At 39.0% G+C, this 18,625-nt stretch carries 13 protein-coding genes; 6 read left to right on the plus strand and 7 right to left on the minus strand.

The window, feature by feature from the left end; all coding sequences use genetic code 11:
* Positions 1–15 precede the first annotated feature (15 nt).
* The 5 genes from DXB63_RS06530 to DXB63_RS06550 all read right to left on the minus strand — a co-directional run bounded on the left by DXB63_RS06530 (position 16) and on the right by DXB63_RS06550 (position 6,472).
* The gene (locus DXB63_RS06530; protein WP_122125601.1) at positions 16–2,637 is read right to left on the minus strand and encodes a M6 family metalloprotease domain-containing protein; all 2,622 of its coding nucleotides are present in this window, start codon (positions 2,635–2,637) and stop codon (positions 16–18) included.
* Positions 2,638–2,782: 145 nt separating this feature from the next.
* Positions 2,783–3,763 (minus strand): dihydroorotate dehydrogenase-like protein, encoded by a 981-nt coding sequence (locus tag DXB63_RS06535; RefSeq protein ID WP_122125602.1) that lies wholly within the window; start codon positions 3,761–3,763, stop codon positions 2,783–2,785.
* An 11-nt stretch (positions 3,764–3,774) separates the two neighbouring features.
* Complete coding sequence (locus DXB63_RS06540; RefSeq protein ID WP_122125603.1) at positions 3,775–4,440, minus strand: YggS family pyridoxal phosphate-dependent enzyme; 666 nt, start codon at positions 4,438–4,440, stop codon at positions 3,775–3,777.
* A gap of 23 nt (positions 4,441–4,463) precedes the next feature.
* On the minus strand, positions 4,464–4,946 hold the full coding sequence (locus tag DXB63_RS06545) for a DUF4494 domain-containing protein (protein WP_122125604.1): 483 nt from the start codon (positions 4,944–4,946) through the stop codon (positions 4,464–4,466).
* A 290-nt stretch (positions 4,947–5,236) separates the two neighbouring features.
* Positions 5,237–6,472, minus strand: a complete 1,236-nt coding sequence (locus DXB63_RS06550) for a fucose isomerase (RefSeq protein WP_122125605.1) — start codon at positions 6,470–6,472, stop codon at positions 5,237–5,239.
* A gap of 171 nt (positions 6,473–6,643) precedes the next feature.
* On the opposite strand from DXB63_RS06550, the gene DXB63_RS06555 reads away from it, so the two are divergent.
* Positions 6,644–7,843, plus strand: a complete 1,200-nt coding sequence (locus DXB63_RS06555; protein ID WP_122125606.1) for a pyridoxal phosphate-dependent aminotransferase — start codon at positions 6,644–6,646, stop codon at positions 7,841–7,843.
* Complete coding sequence (locus DXB63_RS06560; RefSeq protein ID WP_199604173.1) at positions 7,844–9,088, plus strand: ABC transporter permease; 1,245 nt, start codon at positions 7,844–7,846, stop codon at positions 9,086–9,088.
* 19 nt (positions 9,089–9,107) lie between these two features.
* On the opposite strand, the gene DXB63_RS06565 is transcribed toward DXB63_RS06560, so the two are convergent.
* Complete coding sequence (locus tag DXB63_RS06565; protein WP_122125608.1) at positions 9,108–10,280, minus strand: glycosyltransferase; 1,173 nt, start codon at positions 10,278–10,280, stop codon at positions 9,108–9,110.
* A 72-nt stretch (positions 10,281–10,352) separates the two neighbouring features.
* A complete protein-coding gene (locus tag DXB63_RS06570) occupies positions 10,353–11,195 on the minus strand; it encodes an AraC family transcriptional regulator (protein ID WP_122125609.1) in 843 nt (280 codons plus the stop codon).
* A 147-nt stretch (positions 11,196–11,342) separates the two neighbouring features.
* Here DXB63_RS06570 and DXB63_RS06575 point away from each other — a divergent pair, with 147 nt between their 5' ends.
* Genes DXB63_RS06575 through DXB63_RS06590 form a run of 4 tightly spaced genes read left to right on the plus strand, consistent with a single transcriptional unit; the run spans position 11,343 to position 18,284 of the window.
* Positions 11,343–12,548, plus strand: a complete 1,206-nt coding sequence (locus tag DXB63_RS06575) for a multidrug effflux MFS transporter (RefSeq protein ID WP_178300636.1) — start codon at positions 11,343–11,345, stop codon at positions 12,546–12,548.
* Positions 12,549–12,578: 30 nt separating this feature from the next.
* Positions 12,579–13,700 (plus strand): efflux RND transporter periplasmic adaptor subunit, encoded by a 1,122-nt coding sequence (locus DXB63_RS06580; protein ID WP_122125610.1) that lies wholly within the window; start codon positions 12,579–12,581, stop codon positions 13,698–13,700.
* Positions 13,697–16,894: an efflux RND transporter permease subunit gene (locus DXB63_RS06585; protein WP_122125611.1), complete on the plus strand. Its 3,198-nt coding sequence runs from the start codon at positions 13,697–13,699 to the stop codon at positions 16,892–16,894. Before DXB63_RS06580 ends, DXB63_RS06585 begins: the two co-directional genes overlap by 4 nt.
* Before the next feature lie 22 nt (positions 16,895–16,916).
* A complete protein-coding gene (locus DXB63_RS06590; RefSeq protein WP_122125612.1) occupies positions 16,917–18,284 on the plus strand; it encodes a TolC family protein in 1,368 nt (455 codons plus the stop codon).
* Positions 18,285–18,625 lie beyond the last annotated feature (341 nt).

Below are 18,625 nucleotides of genomic sequence, written 5' to 3' on the forward strand. Positions count from 1 at the left end.
CAGTTAATTTAAAGATTATTTGCCCGAAACTACTACTTTGACGGATTGATTACCTATTCGAACAATATAAATTCCATTTGCTGCAGTAATATGGTTTTCTCCGTTTTCTGTAACAATACTATTTCTCAATACTCCGTCGATGGAATAAACCTGAACTAGTTTACCAACTTCTGTAGAAACGATGATTTCATTATCATTTGTATAAACTAACTTGGCTACTTCTAGCGGATCACATGAGATGCCGGTAGCCATACTCAAATCTACTTTGATTGTATTAGAGAATGTAGATTCCTTATTTTCTTTGTTTGCCTTGACACGGTATGTATAAGTGGCATTCTCTTCTAGTCCTGTAACTTGATAAGATGTTTCTGATGTGGTGAATGTCATATCTTCTTCAGAAGCTGCTTTAGCAATAGATGTTTTTTGCTTTTTGATTAACTTGGATTTATCAGTTTTAGTTACGAGGCGTTTGATGTTTTGTGCATCCAATGGCATACTTATATCTCCTGAATAGATGGTTATGTCATCGATATATACACGAGGTTTTGTTCCATCTGTTTCCAGTTGGATATATGAGGTAGCATCACCGCCATTCAAAACTGCATAATACTTTTCTAATTTATCTGTTAGTTCTGTTTCTGCTTCGTCAATAAGTTCTTCCTCATCCATATTGGCTAGTCCGATAAATAATGTGGGAGTATTATCTTTTGAGTTGAATTTTCCAGCAGTGATTACTACGGTTACCGCTTCATTACCTGAAAGGTCGTAATTAGGTGTTAATAGATATCCTGCATTTTTGGCTGTACCGATTCTGCATTGATCTTTTTTACTCTCATTATTGCTACTATAAATGTAATCTCCTTCCCATCCGGGTTCTTTAGTATATAAATCCAAGTCAGTAACTTCTGCGTCTTTATTAAGTGTTGCAAATCCGGAGAAATCTTCATCCATAATGAGCTCTCCTTCCATCACTTGTTTAGCTTTTGTTACTACTAAGGTGTAAGACTCTGCATCTTCTACTGCCTCCCAGTTTGCAATAAAACTTGTTGTCGTAAGATTGCTGGCTGCTTGAGCAATAGGAGTCTCAATAGAACCTTCCATGAAATCAAAAGAAATTATTTCATCGTTTTCTTTGATATTCGTGATAGGGGTAGTTAATGGTGTTCCTGTAAATACTTTAAATGATAGAATAGAAGTGGTTTTCACAGTACCGGGATAAGGATCTCCTTCCAAGCTTCTTGTACTCAATGAACCATCTGCCGGAAGAATTGTCATACGTTGATGGCTTGTTGTATTATTGACCGTATTGCCGTTCCAAGCATTTGCATTATAGTCTACATGGATTGCAAGCATACCATGACCTGCCATTGCTGAATCCCATCCTGTCTGTTGCCTGTTCTCCAATAGATAATATTCATTTTTATTCGCACTATTAACAATCCGGTATGCTTGTCCGTCATCTGTATTCAGTGCATTCAGTTTGATAGAAGCCGGAGTGTCTAATGTTGTAATATCCATCCATCCCATAAATTCGCGTTCGTAAGATGTATATCCACATGGAGTGTGCCCATCATCATTATATGAACCATAGTCCATAAGGCTCCATGCATTCATTCCAAAGTTATTTCCCACTGTATCATAGAAATCTGGTAGACCTAAGCAATGGCTGAATTCATGGCAGAAAGTACCGATACCATCTATTTCGTTACCATACAGTTCATTATTACATGCATATTTATCTATTTTTATACCTTTGGAAGAATCAATAGTGACAGCACCGCCTAATGCGCTTGATAACTCCCATTGGTGAGGCCAAATACTATTCGCTTCATTACTTGATGCTTCTCCCACTCCTGCATAAATAGTATAGACTACATCGACTGTTTTGTCTCCATCGTTATCATATACAGAAAAATCAGGAATTAATCCTTCATTTTTAGCTATTTCGCATGCTTCTTTAATCATTTCTCCCGGACGTACATCATCGCCATTGCGGTTATTTGCTCCATAGTATGCTCTATCGTTGCTTAGAGTTACAGGACCGATTACATCAAATTGAGGATCAAATTTACCTCTGGACTGTGCTATGAAATAATCTCTGACGCTTCCGTGATCTCTTCCGTCTGTATAATCTTTTTGGCTTATCCTTTTTGTATATTGTGCTTTAGTTTGGTTTCCCTCACTAAACTTAATATCATCATATTGTATAAGTAAGACGAGAATTCTAGGGGTTCCGTTATTCGGTACTTCCTTTACTTTGAGTGGACTGTTTCTTTTATTACTTTTAGCGAATCTGGAAGTAATTTTTTCTCTTATATCCTGATCGTTTAACTGATTAATGAAGTTTGTATCTATTGTTTTACGATTATCTTTGTTATGCGCAAGAATAGATGATGCTTCTACAATTCCATTATTATTAATAGTTGCGTAATAAAAATGTCCGTCTTCTCCTTTGCTTACCATTACTCCGTCTGTTGTAGCATAATAATGGAAATGCTCGTCACCTTGTAATACTACCGTAACAGTAGTACCGTCAGGTTGTGTAAATGTCATTGGAGTTCGTTTAGCCGGGATAGCCCATAATATAGAGGTACCCAAGCATAGAAATAATGTAAATGCTGTTAGAAATCTTTTCATATGTTTTAATTTTAGAATCGAATATGCAAATTAAGTAATTTAAATTATATTTTAAGACAAAAGGGCAAAAAAATAGACGCCTATTAGTTTTTTTAATATAAATAGGCGTCTTTTATCTATGAGTTCTTGACTCTGAACTTACTTTTTATTCTTTTGTTCCGAAATATTTCAGGAATTGAGTACGCTCAAACATATTGACTCCTTTTATAGTCTTAGCGTTCATCAAACCTTTGAATTGTGCGATATGCTCGAATCCTTTCTGATACATCCAGCTTTCTACGCGTCCCAGCATATCTTGTATGATTGCGTTCCCGTTCATATATATTGTGCTGCATATTTCAACGGCGGTTGCTCCTGCAAGAATTGCTTTAACAATGGCTTCACCATTGTGTATGCCGCCGGATGCCGCATAATCAATCTTATCGATTTCTGCGGATGAAATGCCTATCCAACGTATAGTGGTTGAGAGGTCTGCCGGAGTGCTGAATACTTCTCCTGATATATATTCCATTTTATCGATATTGATGTCCGGCTGGTAGAAACGGTTGAATAGTACAACGGCTGCTGCTCCGTTAGCATAAAGTTGATTGATCAATGATACCGGATTGGTCAGGTTTGTACCTAACTTTACGATAACGGGGATATTGACATGTTTTTTTATGCTGCTCAGAATATCAATATGGCGTTGCTCAAACTCTCCGTATTTATATTCCGGTGCAGTTTGTACGGCAAGGATATTTATTTCCAAAGCATCAGCTCCTGCCAATTCTATTTTATGGGCAAAGTCTACCCATTCAGCGTTTGTATAACAATTTATGCTGGCGATAATCGGAATATTGCAAACAGCTTTGCTTTCCTTGATCAGATTTATATATTCAGAAAGGTGATGCAAACGAACATAACCGCTTAGATATTCTTCTCCTTCAGGATATTGGGAGGTCGGGTCTTGCAATTGCTCTACTTGAAGCATGATTTGTTCTTCGAATAATGATTTAAGAACGATTGCGCCTGCTCCTGCTTCTTCCAGTTTTTTGTTTTTGGATGCGCTGTTGGTTAATCCTGAACTACTGATAATTATCGGATTCTTTAATTGTAGTCCGGCAAAAGTGGTTTTTAAATTGTTCATAACATTTGATTTTAATAGTTTCTTTCTCCGAATATTTTGCTGCCGACACGGACGAGGGTACTTCCTTGCTTAATAGCTTGATGGTAGTCATGGGACATACCCATTGAAAGTTCTTTGAACTCGGTGTTGTCGGTAAAATATATTTGTTTTAAGTCTTTGAAATAGTTATTTAACGAGCAAAACTCTTTGTTGATCTGTTCGATAGAGTCTGTGTTCGTTGCCATTCCCATTAAACCGCTGATACGGATGTTTTTAAGCGATTTCCATTCTCCGGCAGATAACATTTCCTTGCATTCGTCAAAACTGAAACCGAATTTCGTTTCTTCCTGTGCGATATGAATTTGTAGCAGGCAGGGAATGATACGGTTTACCTTTGCGGCTTGTTTATCTACTTCCGCCAATAATTTGTAAGAATCGATACCGTGAATCATTGATACATAGGGAGCCATGTACTTTATCTTATTTGTTTGTAAATGCCCGATAAAGTGCCATTCTATATCTTTGGGAAGTGATTCGTATTTCTGCGTCATTTCCTGTACTTTACTTTCTCCGAATATCCGTTGTCCGGCTTCGTATGCTTCTAATATCGCTTCATTGGGGTGAAACTTGGATACGGCAACCAGCCGTACCTGTTCCGGAAGTTCGGACAAAACGCTAAGTAAATTATCTTTTATCATACTTTATTAACGTTTTTGTCAATTTATTGTTTTGCTGCATCCGGGAATTCCGGCTTGTCGTTTGGTTCCGCACTATAGGGATATACATCCATGATGGCCGTTTCGGCTACGGATGCGATAACATAATCCGCCATTGTACCTTTCATCCCTTCATCCAACTTCTTTACGGCATCGCGCAGGTCACTGGCTTGAACGAGTACTTGGGTGGATGTTTTCTTTTCCGCACCGCTCTTTTCATCTAAAGTAATGAATAGGATTTTGCATTTAAACCAACGGTCGGCAGCATCTTCTTCACTGAAAAATAATTCGCTGTAATTGGCGCGTTTGATGTCTGAAACTGTAAATTCTCCGGATATAAACGGACTTATCTCCTCGATGATGCGTGCTTCCGCTTCTGTAAAGCTGAGTGCATCCACAAGGTATGGTTCAGTGACTTTTTTGTTCATTCCGTTTTCCATTACTTTCTCATATCTTATCTTGCACTCGAACCAAGTATGCATTGCCATAATTGTATCTTATTAGTAGGTTTATAAAAATGGTTTCTTCTTTTGATTCCGCAAATATAGTTTAAAATCATTTGCTGCCGTATCGCTTTCGGTCATTTATTTTGTATTTTTTTAGTGAGGACGGGATGTTTACATCGTTTCTCCTGATAAAAATGTATAACCACACGGACGAAACAAGAGTTTCACAATATATGGAACTCTTGTTTCAGATTTTGTGAAACTTTAGTTCCATATATTGTGAAACTCTTTACGCATAAGGGGGAATATATTAAAAGGTACGGGAGAGTTTATCATTCTACCCGTTTACAACAGTTGCCTTGCAGGAAGTCGTGTAATTTTTTCTCATGGTTTCCGAAAAGCAGGATATGATGATTGCCGATCGGATTGCGGAAGAAGTAATCTACGGGATTATCCAGTTGCACCCGTACTTGTGTACGGCATACGTTTACATAGTTGGTGTTTTCTATCAGTCTGCCTGATGATACGAAATATTCGTCCAGACATTCACCGCCGTATTTAACCAGTGTTATATCTCCGGTAGGTAGGATGCCTTGAATGGCTATGCCTGTTTCCGACTCAAAATGATTGCGGATAATAAACTGTTCGGTCAGTTTTGTTCCGATGGTGCAGTGAGCCAGTACCAATTCGTTGTTTTTCTCGTTGATAATGGATGGATTGGCCATAAACCCGGTTTGTCCCGTGATGATTTTTGCAGTCAGTAGCGTAAATATAGCCTGTAAGTCTCCTTCACATCCGGCTAAGATACCTTCGTCATTCAGCAGAGAAAGCGCCAGGCAGCCTGTTGTTCCCAGTTTTTCTATCAGTGCAAAGCAGTTGAGGGTAAATGCGTCCAGCTTTTCTTCTTCGCATATTCTTTTCACAGCTTTATAAAGTCGCATGGCTTTCAGCAGGTCTTGCGGTGTTCCTTCCCGGCAGGCTAATGCCTTTCCGGCGAACTCGGATGCCTGTTCACCTATTTCTTCTTCCGTCGTCTGTTTGTAATATTGGTAAACCCGTTCCAATGGTATATCCGTGTATTCCGTTCCCCAACGGCGTTTGGCAAGTAGATAATCTACGTTGCTGGCTACCAACCATGATGAAGACCCTCCGATGACGCCAATACGTTTCTCTCTGATCTCTTTCATCGCCTTGAAATTATTGTAACAAGCAAACAGTTGCAGCAGTGTTTGTTGGGTCTCTCCGTGAATAATCTGGGATTTTAAACTTTTACCTCGTATCCATGCGGCTATCTCGAGTGCTGCGGCTAAAGAATTTTGAAGCCCGTCCGTCAGTAGTATCGTGGGATGCGGAAGCTCTTCATAGTGCTGGGTGAATGTTCTTTCAACCCCTCCACTGGCGATGAACACCACCTTAAAGTCGTCTTCGTGCAGTTTGTCTATTTCCTGATAAGGAATCAGGTGTACTGTGAAATATTTTTCAATTTCACTCAGTAGTATCTGATGAGAGTTCTCGACTGCTCCTTGTTTATTTAGTTCGGATGAAAAAGTTATCAGGCTTATCTCCATTTCTTTTTTATTTTGTTGCAGAAGCAAACTTACATATTAATTTTGAATTGACATAAAATATATTAGATAAGATAACATTCGTTCATTTTGTTAAGCATTTGTTTGTTTGGTTACACTCGAAGTCATATCTTTGCACTTCAATTGCAAAATGTATTTTAATAAAACCAATATATGCCAATAATATCCGTCCGCGGGAATGAGATGCCCGCATCGCCAATTCGGAAACTTGCTCCATTGGCTGAAGCTGCAAAGCAAAGAGGAGTCCATGTGTTTCATTTAAACATCGGTCAGCCGGATTTGCCTACTCCGAAAGCAGCGTTGGATGCGATTAGAAATATAGACCGTACGGTACTTGAATATAGTCCGAGTGCAGGATATAGAAGTTACAGGGAAAAGTTGACGGGATATTATAAGAAGTATGACATAAACCTGACGGCAGATGACATCATCATTACGACAGGAGGTTCGGAAGCGGTATTGTTTGCTTTTCTTTCCTGCCTGAATCCGGGTGATGAAATCATTGTTCCCGAACCGGCTTATGCCAACTATATGGCGTTTGCCATTTCTGCCGGAGCTAAAATCCGGACGATTGCCACTACGATAGAAGAAGGCTTCTCATTGCCGAAAGTAGAGAAGTTCGAAGAACTGATCAACGAACGTACCAAAGGTATCTTGATTTGCAACCCGAATAATCCGACAGGCTATCTTTATACCCGTAAAGAGATGAATCAGATTCGAGATTTGGTGAAGAAGTATGATCTGTTCCTCTTTTCCGATGAAGTGTATCGCGAATTTATCTATACCGGTTCACCTTATATATCTGCCTGTCATCTGGAAGGCATCGAAGAGAATGTTGTTCTGATAGATTCTGTATCCAAACGCTATTCCGAGTGCGGTATTCGTATTGGAGCTTTGATTACGAAGAACAAAGAAGTGCGTGATGCTGTTATGAAATTCTGTCAGGCACGCCTGAGCCCTCCGTTAATCGGTCAGATTGCTGCTGAGGCCTCACTGGATGCACCGGAAGAGTATTCCCGTGAAACTTATGATGAATATGTGGAACGTCGTAAATGCCTGATTGATGGTCTCAACCGTATTCCGGGTGTGTATTCTCCTATTCCGATGGGAGCTTTCTACACCGTTGCCAAATTACCGGTTGACGATTCGGATAAGTTTTGTGCATGGTGCTTGTCCGAGTTCGAGTATGAAGGGCAGACTGTATTCATGGCTCCGGCTTCCGGCTTTTATACTACTCCGGGAGCAGGGAAGAATGAAGTGCGTATTGCGTATGTATTGAAGAAAGACGACTTGACCCGTGCGCTTTTCGTGCTTCGGAAAGCATTGGAGGCATATCCGGGTAGAACGGAATAAATTATGTTTGAACTCTTTATCGCTAAACGGATTTATTTGAGTAATGACAGTCGTAAGCAGGTGTCTAAACCGGCTGTACGTATTGCCATGCTGGGAATTGCTATCGGTTTGGCGGTAATGATTGTTTCGGTATCAGTGGTTATCGGTTTCAAGCAGGAAGTCCGTGAAAAAGTCATTGGCTTTGGTTTTCATATACAAATCAGCAACTTTGATTCCAATCAATCTTATGAAACTCGTCCGGTTGCGGCGACCGATAGTCTGTTGTCTGCATTGGCTTCGGTAGATGGTGTCTCACACGTGCAACGCTTTTCTACCAAACCGGGTATCATAAAGACAGATGAAGATTTTCAGGGTATGGTATTGAAAGGAGTAGGACCGGAATATGATTTGAGCTTTTTCCGTGGCCATTTGCTTGAAGGTGAGATCCCTTCTTTTTCGGATTCTTCGGCTACGAATAATGTTGTTATCTCCAAGGCTTTGGCCGATAAGCTCCAACTCAAGTTGGGAAACAAAATCTATACCTATTATATACAGGATGATGTGCGTGCCCGGCGTCTTACGGTAAAAGGCATCTATCAGACGAACTTTTCCGAATATGACAACTTGTTTATATTAGGGGATATTTATACTGTGAATCGCCTGAATAAATGGGAACCGGAACAAGTGAGCGGCATTGAGATTCAAATCGGAGATTACGACCAGTTGGATGACACAGAAGAAAGAATCTCTGCACAGGTAAACGGGCGTCAGGATGAATACGGGTCTACTTATTATTCACAAACCATCCAGCAATTAAATCCACAGATATTTGCGTGGCTCGATTTGCTTGATTTGAATGTGTGGGTAATTCTTATCTTAATGATTGGTGTGGCGGGTTTTACCATGATTTCGGGTTTGCTTATTATCATATTGGAACGTACGAATATGATTGGTGTATTGAAAGCTCTTGGTGCGAACAACCTGATGATTCGTAAAATATTTCTTTATTTCTCCGTGTTCTTGATAGGGAAAGGAATGTTATGGGGAAATATTGTAGGCTTTGCTATTTGTTTTATCCAAAACTATTTTCACGTGATTAAACTTGAACCGGAAACTTATTATGTAGATACCGTTCCTATCGGTGGGAATATATGGATCTTTCTTTTGCTTAATATCTGTTCATTATTAGTTTCCGTACTTATGTTATTGGGACCTTCCTATTTGATAACGAAGATAAATCCGTCCAAATCTATTCGCTATGAATAGATAAAAGTACTTGATAGCCTCACTTTCTCATGAAATTTCTTTTTCTTCTGAAACGACGGATTATTTTGAACCTAGCGTTGCATAATGGTTGTAAGAGGTCAAATATCGGTAGTGTAAACCAATAGCCTGATTCACCGAAGTCTTTCGTCGTTTTATTTATGACAATTGCCTGGCACATGTATCTGGTGATATAAATTAACGTACAGATACCTGTTATTCCCCATGATTTATTTTGTATGCTTAATACCAGAAGTAAGATAAATGATACATAAAAAAGCAGTCTGCTAAAGGTTTCCAAACCTAGCAGATATCTTTGTATTCCTTTATAATATTGGGATGTAACGGCATAACTGATTTTTTCCTCTTTCCATTGCTTTTTATATTCTATGGGTTTCATGCAGACACAAGCGTTCATGTCTGTCTCTACACGGGTATTCCCGGAAGTTGCTATTCTATTAATGAACAAATCATCGTCTCCCCGTTGTAAATTCAGGTGGGCAGAGAATCCTTTATTCTTGAAAAACAGTTCTTTACGATAAGCCATATTGCGTCCGATACCCATATAAGGTTTGCGGATGAGTGCAAAACCTAGAAACCGGATTGCATGGAAAAGATTATCGAATGAAACTTTACGTTGGAACCAACCTTTCCCACGTTCATATCCGCTATATCCGAGAATGATATCTGTTTCATTAGTGAAGTTCCTTGCTATTAGCTTCAGCCAGTCCTTGCTGACAGGTTTGCAGTTAGTTTCTGTCATAACCAGCCAATCATATTTACTAGCTTTGATACCTACTGTCAATGCTAGTTTTTTATGGCTGATATATCTTGCACTGTCCGGTGTGAAGGTATGGTATAAATGTGGATACTTATTTTCCATTAGAGTGAGCAGGTCTTCGCTTTCATCGGATGAGTTGTTATTAACGACGATTACTTCAAACTCGGGATAATCCTGTTCCAGTATGGAAGGCAGGTTCTCTTCCAACTCTTTTGAAGCATCTTTGGCACAAATGATGACGGAAAGTGGGGGATATTCTGTTGAGAATGCGATTTTCCCTTTATTGGCTGAGAGGTTATGTCGATGTATTCTATTATATAAGGTGGAATAATAAATTATCTGTGTGAGAAGTGTAATTCCGAGAATAGATAGAATGATAACTTCCGTATTATTGGCAATAAAAATATCCGTCATAATTCATTTCATTTATTTGGGACACAAAGGTACAATTAAAATTTGTACTCCTAAATTTATAAAGATATTAGTTTATGAAAACTTCTTTCGATATTCCATTGGAGATATTCCTTCGTGGCGTTTGAAATATCTTCCTAAATAAGATTGATCAGGAAAGTTGAGCTTATCCGCAATTTCTTGTACTGTTAATTCTGTGGATTGTAATAGAACCTTTATTTCCAGAATCATAAAGTCGTCGATAATCTTTTTGGCAGAATCTTTCGTTTCGTTACGGCATATACTTGTCAGGTACTTAGTCGAAATGCAGAGTTCGTTTGCATAGAAACTGACTTCCCGTTCTGTACTACTGTATTTATGGATTAATTGCATAAATTTACCGAATAGTTCATTTTGGCGGTTACCTCCTTCTATTTGTTTACGAGAGAAAAAACGGTAAACTTTATCATAAATATCTAATAAAAAGCTTTGCAAATGGTTTTTGGCTATTTGGTTCCTAAATCGGTTTTCTCGATCAATGTAAATTGCATAGGTGGCTTTCATCAATCCATTGACTGCTCCGGTATTTTCTTCCGGAAGTATGTAATGGGGATTATTTTTTATGAACTGGAAAAAAGTGGATTCCAGCCTCATCACTGCTTCTGCAAACATAGTTCCTGAACAAGTGAAGTAGGATGCATGGAAATCTTTGCTTGTTTCATCGATACTTAGTACACTATTAGGCAATAAGACAACTTGTGAATTCCTTTTTATTTCATATTCCTTTAAATCTATCGTAAATTTAGCCCGACCATTATGACAAAATAGGATGGTTGAACCTTTCTGTTTACATAAGCGGTGTTCAAATTCTGCCAGATTGCCGGTTCCGGCTATGAATAGTTCTTCGGTATCAGTAAGTAATGGGTTCTTTTTGTTCATCTTTTATTCTTTTATGAAAAGCAAAAGTAAGCTTTTATAGCGAATACTTCAATAAATTACTCCTAAAATGAACAATACTGTGCAGATAATGAAATTTTTGTAATACCGGAAAGGATTTACCTTTGCGGCGTATTAAAGAATAAAAATATGAAAGGTAAAAAGACTAATTCAAAGAAATTTGTTCTGATATTTGCTGCTTTACTTTCAGCATTTGGACCATTTATGACTGATTTGTATTTGCCGGCTTTCCCTGAAATAAAAAACTATTTTGCAACAACAGCTTCGTTGGTTCAGTTAAGTCTTACATTCGGAATGATTGGGCTTGCCGGAGGCCAGTTAATTATTGGACCTTTAAGTGATAAATATGGTAGACGCTATCCATTGGTTTTATCATTGGTTATATTTGTAGTTTCTACAATCGTATGTTTGTTTAGCCGAACTATAGGGCTTTTTATTTTATTTCGTTTATTCCAAGGCCTTTCTGCTGCAGGAGGTGTGGTTATAGCCCGTTCAATAGTTGTAGATTTGTACGAAGGAAAAGAATTTAGTCATTTTTTTGCTTTGTTGAGTGGAGTACAAGGATTAGCACCGATAGTAGCTCCGGTAATAGGAGGAGCATTGCTTGAAATAACGAATTGGCAGGGAATTTATATGGTATTGTTATTAATAGGTGTAATAATATTGCTCATGTCAATGCGTTTTAGGGAATCTTTGTCTATGGAAAAGCGAGTTACAGGGAGCGTTATGGCAACTTTTGTCCGTTTCCGTTCAACAATTAAAAATAAACGTTTTATTTGTTACGTATTAGTATTGTCATTCGCAATGAGTGTCATGTTTGCTTATATATCAGCTTCACCTTTTATTTTTCAGGTACACTATAACTTGAGTCCGATCATGTATAGTTATTGTTTTGCTTGTAATGCATTTGCTATAATGATAGGGAATCTGTTCGTCAGTCGCTTTTCCAGTGGACGGAAACCTCTTTTCATGGCAGCTATTTGTCTTCCGGTTGTAGCTATGGCAGTAGTTGTAGGCTTAGTTGGTAATTTTTCTATTTTTTATGTTGAGTTGATGCTTCTCCTGCTTTTATTTTTTGTGGGAATGATCTTTGCGTCTTCTACTGCTCTTGCATTGGATTCGGAACGTCAGAATACAGGAAATGCTTCAGCTATTTTGGGCTTTTCTCAATTTCTATTTGCTGGTTTGGTAGCCCCTCTTGTCGGAATAGGTAATGTACTTCATACTACGGGTTATGTTATTTTAATAGGAAGTTTCATTGTGTTGGAACTTGTTTATCAATTGAGAGTACGGGATAAAAAGTCCGTTTTTTCTACAGTTCATTTAAAGGAATAATCATATCATTTTAATTATATAAACAGACAAATGAAAATTCAAGTATGTAAATTATGCCAGACGGCAATTGCCGTCTGTTGTTTTGTAGTGGCAGGATGCCGTCAGACAGCTCCGACAGTAGAAGATGCCGGGTACGAAGTTATGACAGTAAAACCTACCGATAGAATATTAAAGAGCATTTATTCAGCAACGATTCGCGGACGTCAGGATATTGAGATTTATCCACAGGTTTCGGGATTTCTTACGAAAGTGTGTGTGAAAGAGGGGGAAAAAGTAAAACGTGGTGAAACATTGTTTATTATAGATCAGGTTGGTTATGAAGCGGCCTTGCAAACGGCAAAGGCTAACGTGAATGCTGCTGAAGCAACATTAGCTACAGCACAATTAACATATGACAGCAAATTAGAACTCCATCGTCAGAATGTAGTTTCTGATTTTGATCTTAGTACGGCAAAAAACTCTTTATTAACGGCAAAAGCACAGTTGGCGCAAATGAAAGCGCAAGAAATTAGTGCTCGTAATAATCTTTCATATACGGTGATAAAAAGTCCGTCGGATGGGGTCGTGGGAACGTTACCTTATAGGGTAGGTGCTTTAGTTAGTGCCTCTTTGCCGGAAGCATTGACTACTGTTTCTGATAATTCAGATATGTATGTCTATTTTTCAATGACGGAAAACCAATTATTAGATCTTATTCGTCGTTACGGTTCTAAAGAAGAAGTCTTACAGGAAATGCCTTCTATTGATTTATTACTGAATGATAAATCCGTTTATCAGGAAAAAGGGAACATTGAAACGATTAGTGGAGTGATTGACCGTTCTACGGGTACGGTAAGTCTGCGTGCCGTTTTTCCAAATAAGAATGGATTGTTGCATAGTGGTGGAGCCGGTAATGTTGTTATTCCGATACAAAAACAAAACTGTTTGGTTATTCCGCAGACGGCTGCATTTGAGGTCCAGGATAAGGTATTTATCTATAAAGTGGTAGATGGTAAGGCACAATCTATTCCTGTGAGTGTAACTCGTGTGAATGGCGGACAAGAATATATAGTAGAAGATGGGCTTGCTTCCGGCGATATTATTGTGACCGAAGGTGTAGGTTTACTTCGTGAAGGTATGCCCGTAAAGATAAAAGGAGGAGAGAGCAAATGACATTAAGAACTTTTATCGAACGGCCCGTATTGTCGGCTGTCATTTCTATCTCAATTGTAGTAGTAGGCATCATTGGTTTGTTTAGTTTACCGGTAGAGCAATATCCGGATATTGCTCCACCGACAATTCAGGTAAGTACTACTTATTTTGGTGCTAGTGCCGAAACTTTGCAGAAGAGTGTTATTGCTCCGTTGGAGGAGGCTATTAATGGTGTGGAGAATATGACTTACATTACTTCCACTGCATCCAATGCCGGTACGGTTTCCATTACTGTGTATTTTAAGCAGGGTACGGATCCTGATATGGCAGCTGTGAATGTACAAAACCGCGTATCAAAGGCTACGGGGCAGCTTCCTGCTGAAGTGACACAGGTAGGTGTAACTACCACTAAACGTCAGAGCAGTATGCTTCAAATCTTTTCTTTGTATAGTCCGGATAGCTCATACGATGAAAATTTCTTAGGTAACTATATCAGTATCAATTTGAAACCTGAGATTCTCCGTATTTCAGGTGTTGGAGAATTGATGATTATGGGAGGTGATTATAGTATGCGCGTATGGATGAAGCCCGATGTTATGGCTCAATATAAACTGTCTCCGTCAGATGTAACAATTGCACTTGGAGAACAAAATATTGAATCGGCAACGGGATCGATGGGAGAAAACTCAAAAGAGACCTATCAATACACCATGAAATATAAGGGGCGTCTGGTTACGCCGGAAGAATTCGGCGAAATAATAATACGTTCTACTCCGGATGGTGAAGTACTGAAATTAAAAGATATAGCCGATATAGAATTAGGAAAGGAAAGTTATGCTTATGTTGGTCAGACAAATGGTAAGCCGGGTATTTCATGTATGGTGTTTCAAACAGCAGGCTCTAATGCAACTGAAGTAAACAATGCCATAAATGATTTTTTGGAGGAAGCGCGTAAGGATTTACCTAAAGGTGTTGAAATAGTTCCGTTAATGAGTTCCAACGATTTCCTTTACGCTTCTATTCATGAAGTAGTCAAAACCTTGCTTGAAGCAATTTTGTTGGTGATTCTCATTGTTTATATCTTTTTGCAAGATGTTCGTTCTACTTTGATCCCGTTGGTAGGTATAATTGTTTCGCTGGTCGGTACGTTTGCTTTTATGGCCGTTGCCGGGTTCAGTATTAACCTGATTACATTATTTGCACTTGTTTTAGTAATCGGTACGGTAGTGGATGATGCCATTGTAGTGGTAGAGGCGGTACAAGCCAGGTTTGATGTGGGGTACAGATCTTCTTACATGGCAAGTATAGATGCAATGAAAGGCATCAGTTCCGCTATTATTTCGTCATCATTGGTGTTTATGGCAGTGTTTATTCCCGTATCGTTTATGACTGGTACTTCGGGTACATTTTATACCCAGTTTGGTTTGACAATGGCTGTTGCCGTTGGAATTTCTGCTGTTAATGCTTTGACATTGAGTCCGGCTCTATGCGCTTTGTTACTAAGACCATATATTGATGAAAATGGAAAAGAGAAAAATAACTTTGCAGCTCGTTTCCGTAAAGCATTTAATGCCGCCTTTGGAGTGATTATAGAGAAATATAAATATTGTGTATTGTTCTTTATCAAACGCCGTTGGTTAACTTGGTCATTATTAGTCTGTTCTCTTGTGATTTTGACACTATTGATGCGGAGTACAAAGAGTGGGTTAGTACCGGATGAGGATCAGGGAGTTGTCTTTGTTAATGTAAGTACAGCTGCCGGGAATTCATTGGCGACAACAGATAGAGTAATGACTCGTATAGAAGAACGTATTAAAAATATTCCGCAAGTGAAAGCTTATTCTAAAGTAGCGGGATACGGTTTGTTGGCAGGTCAGGGTAATTCATTCGGTATGTTCATCCTGAAACTGAAACCTTGGGATGAACGCCCGGACAAGGAAGATGCGGTTCAGACTGTTATCGGACAAATCTATGGGCGGACGGCAGATATAAAAGATGCTTCTGTGTTTGCGATTGCTCCGGGTATGATTCCGGGATACGGTATGGGAAATGCGTTGGAAATGCATATGCAAGACAAAACTGATGGTGATCTGACAACTTTCTTCAATACTACTCAACAGTATTTGGCTGTTCTGCGTGAACGTCCTGAGATTGCGATGGCATATTCTACTTTTAGTATTAACTATCCACAATGGATGGTAGAAGTTGATGCTTCGAAATGTAAACGTGCGGGAGTGACCCCTGATGCTGTATTGGGTACGCTTTCCGGTTATTATGGGGGACAATATGTTTCTAACTTCAATCGTTTTTCAAAAGTCTATCGTGTGATGATTCAAGCAGCTCCCGAATATCGTTTGGATGAGGCTTCTTTGAATAATACTTTTGTGAAGGTCGGCAATGAAATGGCACCGCTTAGTCAGTTTATAACATTGACCAGGGTATATGGTGCAGAAACTTTAAGTCGCTTTAATATGTATAATTCGATAGCGGTCAATGCCATGCCGGCGGACGGATATAGTTCAGGTGATGCCATCAAAGCGGTGAAGGAAGTAGCCGGGACATCTTTGCCAAAGGGGTATAGTTTCGATTTCGGTGGCATCACCCGTGAGGAAAATCAACAAGGTAGCGGAACTACAATTATAATCTTCGCAATCTGTATTCTGATGATCTATTTAATTTTAAGTGCTCTTTACGAGAGCTTTATCATTCCGTTTGCTGTTATTCTGAGTGTGCCTTGCGGATTAATGGGAACTTTTCTTTTTGCTAAAATGTTTGGGTTAGAAAACAATATCTATTTGCAAACAGGATTGATTATGTTGATAGGTTTGTTGGCAAAGACGGCTATCTTACTTACCGAATATGCAGCTGAACGCCGTGCGGCAGGTATGGGGTTAATTTCTGCTGCTCTTAGTGCTGCCAAAGCTCGTTTGCGCCCTATTCTGATGACTGCGTTGACTATGATATTCGGTTTGTTGCCATTGATGGTTTCAAGTGGGGTAGGAGCCAATGGTAACCGTTCATTGGGTACAGGTACTGTCGGTGGTATGGTTATCGGTACGTTGGCTTTACTCTTTATTGTTCCTTCATTATTTGTAGTTTTTCAATATTTACAGGAAAAAGTTCGTCCGGTTCATATAAACGAACATCCGGATTGGGAGATACAGGTAGAAAAAGAAAAGAGTGAACAGGAGAAAAAAGAAGTCGGTAAAAAATAATATTCATAGATAAATAGCAAGTATGAAAAGAATAATCATATTATCTGTCGCAGCCCTTATTATGAGTGGTTGCGGCATCCATACCAAATATAAATCGGTGACGGAAGTACCTAAAGAACTTTATGGAAATACTGATTCCATAGTTGTGGCAGATACGACAAATTTCGGTAACCTTAGTTGGCGTGACGTATTTACAGACCCATATTTACAGGCATTGATAGATACAGGATTGCAACGTAATACTGACTTGCAGACTGCTCATCTGCGTGTGAAAGAGGCGGAAGCTGCATTATTGTCGGCTAAACTTTCTTTTTTACCATCTCTTTCGTTTGCACCGGAAGGCTCGATCAGTAGTTTTAATCATAGTAATACAACAAAGACTTACACCTTGCCTGTATCTGCAAGTTGGGAGATTGATGTATTCGGTCGGCTTGCAAATGCAAAACGTAGTTCCAAAGCTGCTTATCTGCAAAGTAAAGAATATATGCTTGCCGTACAAACCCAACTGATTTCCGGGATAGCTAATACTTATTATACATTGTTGATGCTTGATGCGCAACTGGAAATAACGGAAGCTACTGAGGTTAATTGGAAAGAAAGTGTAAGGACTACCCGTGCCATGAAAGCTGCAGGAATGGTGACAGAGGCAGCATTGGCACAAACGGAAGCTACATATTATAGTATTCATACAACATTATTGGACTTGAAAGAACAGATTAATCAAACGGAAAATTGTTTGTCTTTACTTTTAGCTGATGTTCCTCATTGTGTGCAACGTGGGAGGTTGGATAATCAGCAATTGCCACGACAATTCTCTGTCGGTATTCCTGTGCAAATGCTTACTAATCGTCCGGATGTAAAAAGTGCAGAACTTTCTCTTGCACAAGCTTTTTATACGACTAATGCTGCCCGTTCCGCTTTTTATCCGGCGCTGACTTTGGGCGGAACTTTAGGGTGGACCAATTCTGCCGGTTCGATGATTGTCAATCCCGGAAAGTTAATTATGACTGCTTTTGCTTCATTGACTCAGCCTTTATTTAACCGTGGAAAGAATATTGCACAGTTAAAAATAGCGAAAGCACAACAGGAAGAGGCTAAATTGGCTTTTCTGCAAACCTTGCTTAATGCCGGTAGTGAAGTTAACAATGCATTGACACAATATCAGACAGCCTGTAGTAAATCCGAGTATTTCGCTAAACAAATAGCATCATTGGAAACAGCTACCCACAGTACGAAATTGCTGATGAAACATGGAACAACTACCTATCTTGAGGTCTTGACGGCACAGCAAAGTTTACTTAGTGCGCAGTTAAGTCAGGTTGCTAACCGTTTTGCAGAGATTCAGGGAGTGATAAACCTCTATCAGGCACTTGGTGGCGGAAGAAAGTAACTAAATAACTAAAGCTACGCTCACCCGATAATTATTTGGGATAGTAAAATCTGTTTTCAGCATACGGTCGATTGATGGCAAACTCCTATCGTTTGCAGACAATCGACCGTATCTTTGTCTACAAACGTCTTGATGTTTTTTTCAATCAACCTGATGTTTTTAAAAAACATCAAGGTGTTTATAAGTGAAATACAGTGTAAAAAACGAATTACTCTCAAATAACCTTCAATCTTTCAGTTTACGAATTTAGGTTTGATTATCAGTGCGTTATCCTGAACCATCTTTAGAAAAAAGGTTCAGCCGATAATGAATGATGAGTATATCTGCTGAATGATTCCATC

Source organism: Bacteroides sp. OM05-12, from assembly GCF_003438995.1.
GTDB lineage: Bacteria > Bacteroidota > Bacteroidia > Bacteroidales > Bacteroidaceae > Bacteroides.

Bases quoted from the DNA above. Each gene is read 5' to 3' on its own strand.
- DXB63_RS06530 (WP_122125601.1), bottom strand. From the start codon at position 2,637: ATGAAAAGATTTCTAACAGCATTTACATTATTTCTATGCTTGGGTACC.
- DXB63_RS06535 (WP_122125602.1), bottom strand. From the start codon at position 3,763: ATGAACAATTTAAAAACCACTTTTGCCGGACTACAATTAAAGAATCCG.
- DXB63_RS06540 (WP_122125603.1), bottom strand. From the start codon at position 4,440: ATGATAAAAGATAATTTACTTAGCGTTTTGTCCGAACTTCCGGAACAG.
- DXB63_RS06545 (WP_122125604.1), bottom strand. From the start codon at position 4,946: ATGGCAATGCATACTTGGTTCGAGTGCAAGATAAGATATGAGAAAGTA.
- DXB63_RS06550 (WP_122125605.1), bottom strand. From the start codon at position 6,472: ATGGAGATAAGCCTGATAACTTTTTCATCCGAACTAAATAAACAAGGA.
- DXB63_RS06555 (WP_122125606.1), top strand. From the start codon at position 6,644: ATGCCAATAATATCCGTCCGCGGGAATGAGATGCCCGCATCGCCAATT.
- DXB63_RS06565 (WP_122125608.1), bottom strand. From the start codon at position 10,280: ATGACGGATATTTTTATTGCCAATAATACGGAAGTTATCATTCTATCT.
- DXB63_RS06570 (WP_122125609.1), bottom strand. From the start codon at position 11,195: ATGAACAAAAAGAACCCATTACTTACTGATACCGAAGAACTATTCATA.
- DXB63_RS06575 (WP_178300636.1), top strand. From the start codon at position 11,343: ATGAAAGGTAAAAAGACTAATTCAAAGAAATTTGTTCTGATATTTGCT.
- DXB63_RS06580 (WP_122125610.1), top strand. From the start codon at position 12,579: ATGAAAATTCAAGTATGTAAATTATGCCAGACGGCAATTGCCGTCTGT.
- DXB63_RS06585 (WP_122125611.1), top strand. From the start codon at position 13,697: ATGACATTAAGAACTTTTATCGAACGGCCCGTATTGTCGGCTGTCATT.
- DXB63_RS06590 (WP_122125612.1), top strand. From the start codon at position 16,917: ATGAAAAGAATAATCATATTATCTGTCGCAGCCCTTATTATGAGTGGT.